The following is an 8125-nucleotide window of genomic DNA, read 5'->3' on the forward strand; positions in this document are numbered from 1 at the left end:
TCCTCGATGATGTCGGCTGACGTTTTGTTCTGGTAGGTCGCACAGTTGCTGGGACCATCGAGCTTTGCTAGGTGCTGGCGGATTTCGACGCGGTAGATGCAGCCATCACGGGACTTCGACACCGAATCGAAGCGGGAAACAAACCCCTCGAACTTGCGAACGACCGCTTCCTCGTCCACCTGGAACCTGAACTTCGCGAACTGGCCCAGGATATCCCGGCGCGGAACCGGCTGCGCGGACGTGACGACTGCCCTGATCCTGTATGGCTGGCAGACCTCTTCGCGCACTTCCCATTCGCCCACCGACAGTTCGGGCGCGCGCCGCTCCTTGCGATCATCACGCTCGTACTTGCGGGGCTTGAGGATGATCTTCAGATGCGCCGACTGCCGCCCCGTCACTAATCTAACAACACGGCCGGATTCCGCCATTCCCTCTCCCCAGAACAAATTTATCTTGCCGATACCTCATGCCTTTTCCGCTGTCGAAACAGGACGGACCCGAAACGCGGGGGCAAGCTGGATAAACTTCGACAGGCATCTGCGATGCACGGGCGGCAGCCGGCACCGCCCGCATATCTATCTTGGGAAGGAAAATTTTCGCCTGATACACGAAAATTCTTAAAACCGGTTTGACGGTTGATCCGGCGCGCAGAAAGCACGCGGATATCCGCGCCGCTTTGACTTTCGACAAAAAGGCGGTCGCAAAGGGCCGACGACAGGGGGCTACAAAGGGAAGGCCGAGGCAGCACCAGGACTGCGTACGATGCTACGGCGACGTGCCGCCGCCAGTGCCGTCGTGAGTCAAGGAATCACACCCTGGATTCGCGCGCGAAACTTGCTTGAACGCCATGCGCAAGGCCCGCGAGCGGCCTCCGTGCGCGACCCGTGCCCCTACGCGCCGGTGGAATCGGCGTCGCCGGGTTGCGGATGCAGCAACGCGCGGTATTGGCTTGGCGTGAGCCCCACCGTGGCCTTGAATTGCCGCGTAAACGCGCTGTGGTCGTTATAGCCGCAGCGCGTGGCGACGTCGGTGATGCTGAGGTCGCTGGCAAGCAGTTCGGAGGCGGCGTCGAGCCGCGTCTTCAGCAGCATCTGGCGCGGCGTGAGATGGAAGATCTTGTGGAAGTAGCGCTCGATCTGCGCCACCGACATGTCGATCAGCGTCGCCAGATGCGAGAGCTTGAGCGGCTGCGCATAGTTGTCCTGGATGTATTTCGCGGCGATGGCGAGGCGCTGATACGCGGGGTGCGTGCCCTCGGCCGCCTGCAAATCGCGCGAGATGCCGGCCACGCCCAGCACGCGCCCTTGCGCGTCGTGCAGCGGCACCTTCGAGGTGAGGCACCAGCCCGGCTGGCGCCCCGGATAAAGATGCAATTCGAGCTGGTCGATGAGCCGGCTGTTCAGGCGCACGACGGCTTCGTCCTGCTCCGTGTAGATGCGGCCGAAGCGCCTCGGGAACACCTCTTCCGCGGTCTTGCCGAGCAGTGCGCGCTTGTCCTTGAAGCCGCAGCGCGCGGCAAGCGTGAGATTGGCGATCACATAGCGCGCCTCGTGGTCCTTCACGAAGAAGACCACGTCGGGCATGGCGTCGAAAAGCGGCTCGAGCAGCGAGAAATGCGCCACCATCTGCGGCAGCGTCGTGTTTTCGTGGGCGGCGGGCAGGACCAGAGCGGGCATTGCGAAGCGTGTCGAGTCGGGATTCGCTCGATTATGCCCTTGCCATGCGAGCTTGCGAATCCACGCCGGGCGAATCCACGCCGGGCGCCGCTTATGCCTCGTCCTGCACTTCGAGCAATGTGCCGATGCGCGCGGGCGAGAACGGCGGGCGCTGGCCGCCCGCTCCACTACGCGGCCAGCCGAAGCAGAATGCCGCCGCTTCGCCGCAGATCTTGCCCTGGCACGGCCCCATGCCGCAGCGCGTCTGCAACTTCGCGTCGCGCCATGAGCCGTACTGTGCGGCGTCGCCGAAGCGCACGTCCTCGCAACGGCACAGCACCGTATCGGGCTCGGCAAGTGTGCGCAATTGCGGATCGAGCGCGAACGCTTCGTGCATGCGCCCAGCAAAACGCCGGTAGCGCGCGCGTTGCGCGAACAGCCCGCGCGCCTGCGCCTCATCGCCCAAGGCCGCGTGCGCCGCGATGCGGCCTTCCACGGCCGCCAGTTCCATGCCGCCCACACCCGTGCATTCGCCCGCCGCGTAGACGTCAGGCAACGAGGTCGCCTGCAAGTCGTCGACGGCAATCGCGGCCACGCCCTGCGCTTCGTCGATCCCGCACCCGAGCGCCGCGCCCACGAGCGTATTCGGCACCAGTCCATAAGCACAGGCAAGGCGCTCGCAATCGATGCTCAGGTCCCCGACGCCCCTGCGAATACGCACGTGGGTGAGTTGCGTCTCGCCGCCCGCCGCCACCACATGCGCGCCGCACAGGTACGGCGTGGCGCGCAGATCGAAGCGCATGCGCGCCGCCTGCATGAGCTTCGCGGGCGTCGCCACGAGCGCGGCCGCGAACTGGCGCACCGCATGCGGCGGCGCCTGCTCGACGATCGCCGCCACCTGTGCGCCATGCTCGCGCGCCGTGACGGCGGCGGCCCACAGGAGCGGCCCCGTCCCCGCGATCACGATACGTTCGCCGCGCACCGGCATGCCGCCCTTCACGAGCGCCTGCAAACCGCCCGCGCCCGTTACACCGGGCAGCGTCCAGCCCGGATACGGCAGGAAGCGTTCGCGCGCGCCGGTCGCAATGATGAGCTTGCCGTAGTCGACCGTGTAGCCGCACGCCGCGTCTTCAAGCAGCAATTGCCGCGCGCCGGTGGCCTGCACGACGCGCGTGCCGCTCATGCGCGAGATGTGGGGCATCGCGAGCGCTTCGATGGCCTCGCGCGCGCGGCCCGTCGGCGGATGCTGCGGGCCCTGACGCCAGATCTGGCCACCCGGCAAGGCGTTGTCGTCGACGATGCCGACCTGCGCACCCGCTTGCGCCGCCACGCGCGCCGCGTTCAGTCCCGCGGGGCCCGCGCCAATAATCAGGATATCGAACTTCATGCGGCGAGGCTCCCCGTGACCACTTCCATGCCGTCCGCGCAGAGAGTCTGGCACGCCAGCCGATGCCGCACGCCGTCGATCGTCACGCGGCACTCCTGGCACACGCCCATGCCGCACAGCGGCCCGCGCAAAGCGCCACTCACGGAGCGGCGCGTGACCACGCCAGCCGAACCCGTTGCAAGCGCAACGGCTGCCACGACCGAGCTGCCCCGCGCGACGCTGACGCTGCGACCATCCACGTTGAGGGTGATCGTCTCAGGCATGTGAGGCTCCCGTCGTCGCTGCATGTGTCGCAAATCGCGCCGGCAAATACGGGCTGGCGTCGATCTTCAGCCCATCCGGCGTGCCGAGCATCTGCGCGGCGATCAGCTTGCCCGTGGCCAGCGCCGTGGTCACGCCCAGCCCTTCGTGTCCCGTGGCGAGCCAGGTCGAGCGATGGCACGCGTCGCCGGCAAACTGTTTGGAAAACGATTCGGTAAGCGCTTCGGCAAACACTTCAGCAAACTGCGCAGCGGGGCCGATGAGCGGCAGGCCATCATGGGTCGCGGGCCGAAAGCCCGTCCACGCGCGAATCGCGTTGAGCGACGGCAGCTCAGGCAGATACTCGGCGGCGCGGCGCAGCATGCGCGCGAGAATCGCCGGCTCCACGGCGGGGTCGAGGCTGTCGAACTGGCGCGACGAGCCGATCAGCAATTGCCCCGTGGGGCGCGGCTGCACATTGAACGCCACCGAGGTGCCGGTCGCGTTGTGCGCGCTCTTGATATAGCCCAGTTCGAGAATCTGGTGGCGCACCGTGCCCGGGTAGCGGTCGGTGATAAGCAGATGCCCCTTCTTCGCCTGCATCGGCAAGCCGGGCAGCAGTTCGACGGTCTGCAAACCGTTGGCGAGCAGCACGGCGCCCGCCGCAAGCGTCTCGCCATCGGCCAGCACCACGCCCGCGCGGGCGAGGCGCGCAACACGCGTCTGCAGCCGGCACGCGATGCGCCCTTTCACCGGCTGCGCGAGCAGCCACTCGGCGACAGCCGGCGCGTAGACCACGGCGTCGTCGGGAATGACCATGCCGCCGCGCAAGTCCTTGCGCAATGCGGGCTCCGCCTCGCGCACCTGTTGCGCGTCGAGCATCGAGCACGCCACGCCCTGGCTCGCAAGCGCCTGCTGGCGTGATTGCGCGAGTGCGTATTCCTCGTCGTCGGCGGCCACCCACAGCGTGCCGCAACGCACGAACGCCTCGCGCGCGGTGAGGCGCGGCGCGAGATCGAGCCATAGCTCGCGCGACCACGCCGAAAGTGCGAACTCCGCGGGCGAATCGTCCATCACCACGAGGTGCCCCATGCCCGCCGCGCTCACGCCGCTGCCGACGCCCGCGCAATCGAGCACGAGCACGTCGGCGCCCTGCTGCGCAAGCTCGTATGCGCACGCCGCGCCCACGATGCCCGCGCCCACCACGATCACATCGGGACAGGAACCCATCGACTGCGTCACGCGCGAATGCCCCAGGCAAAAGGATCGTCGTCGCCGAAGATCAGTTTGGCTTCCGCGCTCACGTGCGCCGTGCCGCGAATGCTCGGACGCACGTAGCCGGGCGCGAGATCCGCACCGTTTTCGTATTGCGCCTCGAACACGCTGCCCACGATGCTCTCCTGGCGCCACGTCGCGCCCGGCGCGAGCAGGCCATCGGCGGCGAGACACGCGATCTTCGCGCTCGTGCCCGTGCCGCATGGCGAGCGGTCGTAAGCCTTGCCGGGGCACAGCACGAAGTTGCGGCTGTCGATGCCGGGCTTATCGGAATGGGCAAATAGCTCGATATGGTCGATCTGCGCGCCGCCTTCGCCCGTGATGCCGTTGGCTTCGAGCGCCTGGCGGATGGCCCACGAGGTTTCCGTGAGCGACTCCACATTGGCGAATTCGAGTTGCTGGCCGTGGTCGGAGACGAGGAAGAACCAGTTGCCGCCCCAGGCGATGTCGCCGTGAATGCGGCCGAGGCAGGGCACGTCGAGCGGCACGCCCTGGCGGTAGCGGTACGCGGGCACATTGCGCACCGTCACGCTGCGGTCGGCGTGCAATTCGGCCTCGACCACGCCCACCGGCGTTTCGATGCGGTGCACGCCCGGCGCGATGCGCCCCAGATGCGCGAGCGAAACGACCAGACCGATCGTGCCGTGCCCGCACATGCCGAGAAAGCCCACGTTGTTGAAGAAGATCACGCCCGCCGAGCAAGCGGGGTCGTGCGGTTCGCAAAGCAGTGCGCCGACCATCACGTCCGAGCCGCGCGGCTCGTTGACGATGCCGGCGCGCACGCGGTCGAAGTCGCGGCGGAAGATATCGAGCCGCTCGGCGAGCGGGCCGCGGCCCAGTTCGGGGCCGCCTTCGGTCACGAGCCGCGTGGGTTCGCCGCCGGTATGGGAGTCGATTACGGTGAGGGTTTTCATGCCGACAATCGTAGGTCTCGCCCGTCTGGCCGTCTTGTTCGAACGATGCAACGGCGATGACGATTTCGGCATAGCGCGCGCCAGGCGGCGCCGCTCAAAGCGCTCGAACGGCTCAAACCCCTGCGCCGCCCTCGGCGCGGGCGCCACGCACGAACACCTGGCGCAGCCACGCCTGGCTGTTCACGATCACAAGACCCGCAAGCACGAGCGCCGAACCCGCGAGAAACGCCGCATCGACATGCTCGCGCAGCAGCAGCACGCCCATCGCCACGCCAAACAGCGGCGTCATGAACGAGAGCACGCCAAGGCGCGCGGCAAAATAGCGGCGCAGCAGCCAGAACCAGACCAGATAGCTCACGAAGGCCACCACGACGGTCTGGAACGCCAGGCTCGCGAGAGCAAGCGGCGTGCCGCGAAACGTGGTCTGGCCCGTGGCGAAAGCCAACGGCAAGAGCAGGAGGAAGGCGCACGCGAGCTGATAGAAAAGCGTCTGCGTGGGGGGCGCCTCGCTCAGGCGGGTGGTGCGCACGATCACCGTGGTCATGCCCCATGCCACGCCGCCGCACAGGGCCATGAAGTCGCCGAACATCCAGTTGCCGCCCGCCACTCGGCCCCCGCCCACGAGCGCCGGCCCCAGAAACGCGACGGCGATGCCCGTGAACGCGAGGCCGATGCCGCCCCACTGGAGTCGGGCGAGACGCTCGTCGGGCAGTTTCAGATGCAGGCCGATGGCCGCGAACATGGGCGCGGTGTAGAGCAGCACGGCCACATGAGAGGCATGGGTCCAGCGCAGCGCTTCGGCGACAAACAGGAATTCGAGCGCGAACAGCACGCCCACCACGAGCCCGGAGCGCAGCGCGATACCGGGCAGCCAGCGCTCGCGCGTCACGAAGCGGTTGAACAGCCAGACGAGCACCGCCGCGCCGCCCGAGCGCACACCCACCTGCATCATGGTCGCGATATCGCCGGCCACCGCCTTGATGGTCACCTGCTGAAAACCCCAGATCAGGCACAGCGTCACCATGATGACCATTGCCGCGCCATCCACATGCTTTCTCATTCCCGGCCCGCCGAGTTTCATTCTTGACCGGCGTAGTATTCACGCGTCAGGATCAAGTCATATAGCTCAAAACTGACAACCGATAGCGGCAGACCGCCAGCGGTGCAACCGCGTGCCGCGAGGTTGGTGCGCATGGTGCGCAATTGGCCTTCCCGCCATCCGTGCGCTTGCGCATACACGGGCGCAGACATTGGAATCGCAAGCCGCGATTGACTGACTAGAATGTTTGAGTGCAAGCCACCCGGCGAAGGCGGTCGGTTCGGACGCAACATTCGGTGGCGCGACGTTTCCATTCCTTGCCTGCGCGGCCCGCAATGGAGGCATGTTCATGACGTGCCTGAACGAAAGGATTGTCGGCGTGGTCTGTTTTCTGCTGAGCGGTTATGCGCTCGCGGACGGCCCCCTCGCGAGTGCGCCCGAGGCCATGACGATCGCCAGTATCGCGCCGCTGCCCGTGGAGGTCGTCCCGCCCATTCCGGGGCCGCAAAGCTATCTGCATCGCTACGAATTTCAGTATCAGGCCGGGCAGCGCACGCCCTTCGATGTGCAACTGCCGGACTTCTATAGCGTGCAGCTCGCTCATGATTTTCGGTTTGGCGATTTTCGGTTCGGTGGCGGGGATGCCGGTCCCGCGTCCGGAACGGTGCAGCGTCGGCAAACATCCACCTGGAGCCAGATGGGCGCTTCGACGGCGCCGACGCTTGCGCTGCGCGAGTTTCCGAATGCCACGTTGATAATTGGTGCGCAACCGCAGCGGCGGCTGTCGTTGAGTGTCGATGATTGGGTGTTTTCTGCTACCGCGCGGCTCGCTATTTTGCATTCGCATAGCACGGGGGCTACGGTTACGGTTCGGAGGGGTTTTTGAGGCGTTTGCTTTTTTGCTTTTTCGCGTTTCTTTTTCGCGTTTCCTTGTTTTCGTGTCGGTCTGCAAGCGTTGCCCCTGTGCGGGGCGGCACCTACTTTTCTTTGCAGCCGCAAAGAAAAGTAGGCAAAAGAAAGCGGCTCACACCGCCAGTGTGACGCAGTGGACCACTTGCCTTATATCGAAGTGGTTCCGGGGCATCCGTCACCCCGCACCTTCAAACATAGTGACAAAGGGCCCGCACATCCCGCTGCTCGCTACGCGCGCAGCGGTCGGGTATGCAGGGGAAACCAGGCGTGCTGCCTGGGTACTCGAATGCGCATGCACTGCATCGATTCGTATGCATTCCTCTGGTTTTTGATTATGCCCCACGGCGCGCGCAGCGCCGCCGGAGGAATGAGCCCTTGGTCACTCCGTTGTACGGCGCGTGGCGACAGACGCTCCGGAACCGCTCCGATCACGGGCAAGTGGTGGACGGCGTCACACTAGCGGTTTGAGCGGCTTTCTTTTGCCTACTTTTCTTTGCCGCTGTGTACAGACTGGAGACATAGCTGACAGGTGTACGAGGACATGGTTGACACTTTCGGGCAGTCCAACGCCCGGATCCAACCATGCCCTGGAACGTAAAAGACACCATGAGCCTCAGACAGGAATTTGTCAGCTTGGCCGCGGCACAGGACCTGCCGTTCAGCGAGTTGTGCCGGCGCTTTAACATCAGCCGCCAGACCGGCT

General features: G+C 65.9%; 8 protein-coding genes. 1 reads left to right on the forward strand and 7 read right to left on the reverse strand.

The genetic code is table 11. From position 1 onward, the window contains the following. From L5014_RS38060 to L5014_RS38090, 7 genes are all read right to left on the reverse strand, one after another. Positions 1 to 428 (reverse strand): contractile injection system protein, VgrG/Pvc8 family (locus L5014_RS38060; RefSeq protein WP_238469016.1); only part of this gene is annotated, 428 nt, incomplete at its 3' end. Positions 429 to 890: 462 nt separating this feature from the next. Beyond that, positions 891 to 1676 carry an AraC family transcriptional regulator gene (locus L5014_RS38065; RefSeq protein ID WP_238469017.1) on the reverse strand — a complete coding sequence of 262 codons (786 nt, stop codon included), beginning with the start codon at positions 1674 to 1676 and terminating at the stop codon, positions 891 to 893. A 91-nt stretch (positions 1677 to 1767) separates the two neighbouring features. Next, positions 1768 to 3042, reverse strand: coding sequence for an FAD-dependent oxidoreductase (locus tag L5014_RS38070; protein ID WP_238469018.1), 1275 nt, complete (start codon positions 3040 to 3042; stop codon positions 1768 to 1770). Beyond that, a complete protein-coding gene (locus L5014_RS38075) occupies positions 3039 to 3305 on the reverse strand; it encodes a (2Fe-2S)-binding protein (RefSeq protein ID WP_238469019.1) in 267 nt (88 codons plus the stop codon). The genes L5014_RS38070 and L5014_RS38075 overlap by 4 nt, the downstream gene beginning before the upstream one ends. Further along, positions 3298 to 4512, reverse strand: coding sequence for an NAD(P)/FAD-dependent oxidoreductase (locus L5014_RS38080; protein ID WP_238469023.1), 1215 nt, complete (start codon positions 4510 to 4512; stop codon positions 3298 to 3300). The genes L5014_RS38075 and L5014_RS38080 overlap by 8 nt, the downstream gene beginning before the upstream one ends. Positions 4513 to 4520: 8 nt before the next feature. After that, on the reverse strand, positions 4521 to 5480 hold the full coding sequence (locus tag L5014_RS38085) for a 4-hydroxyproline epimerase (protein ID WP_338019399.1): 960 nt from the start codon (positions 5478 to 5480) through the stop codon (positions 4521 to 4523). Between the two features lie 103 nt (positions 5481 to 5583). Continuing rightward, positions 5584 to 6531, reverse strand: coding sequence for a DMT family transporter (locus tag L5014_RS38090; RefSeq protein WP_238469021.1), 948 nt, complete (start codon positions 6529 to 6531; stop codon positions 5584 to 5586). A gap of 424 nt (positions 6532 to 6955) precedes the next feature. On the opposite strand from L5014_RS38090, the gene L5014_RS38095 reads away from it, so the two are divergent. Continuing rightward, the gene (locus tag L5014_RS38095) at positions 6956 to 7396 is read left to right on the forward strand and encodes a hypothetical protein (protein ID WP_238469022.1); all 441 of its coding nucleotides are present in this window, start codon (positions 6956 to 6958) and stop codon (positions 7394 to 7396) included. Positions 7397 to 8125 lie beyond the last annotated feature (729 nt).

The sequence above is a fragment of the Paraburkholderia tagetis genome (genome assembly GCF_022213065.1).
Lineage (GTDB): Bacteria > Pseudomonadota > Gammaproteobacteria > Burkholderiales > Burkholderiaceae > Paraburkholderia > Paraburkholderia tagetis.

Bases quoted from the DNA above. Each gene is read 5' to 3' on its own strand.
- L5014_RS38090 (WP_238469021.1), bottom strand. From the start codon at position 6,531: ATGAGAAAGCATGTGGATGGCGCGGCAATGGTCATCATGGTGACGCTG.
- L5014_RS38080 (WP_238469023.1), bottom strand. From the start codon at position 4,512: ATGGGTTCCTGTCCCGATGTGATCGTGGTGGGCGCGGGCATCGTGGGC.
- L5014_RS38075 (WP_238469019.1), bottom strand. From the start codon at position 3,305: ATGCCTGAGACGATCACCCTCAACGTGGATGGTCGCAGCGTCAGCGTC.
- L5014_RS38065 (WP_238469017.1), bottom strand. From the start codon at position 1,676: ATGCCCGCTCTGGTCCTGCCCGCCGCCCACGAAAACACGACGCTGCCG.
- L5014_RS38070 (WP_238469018.1), bottom strand. From the start codon at position 3,042: ATGAAGTTCGATATCCTGATTATTGGCGCGGGCCCCGCGGGACTGAAC.
- L5014_RS38095 (WP_238469022.1), top strand. From the start codon at position 6,956: ATGACGATCGCCAGTATCGCGCCGCTGCCCGTGGAGGTCGTCCCGCCC.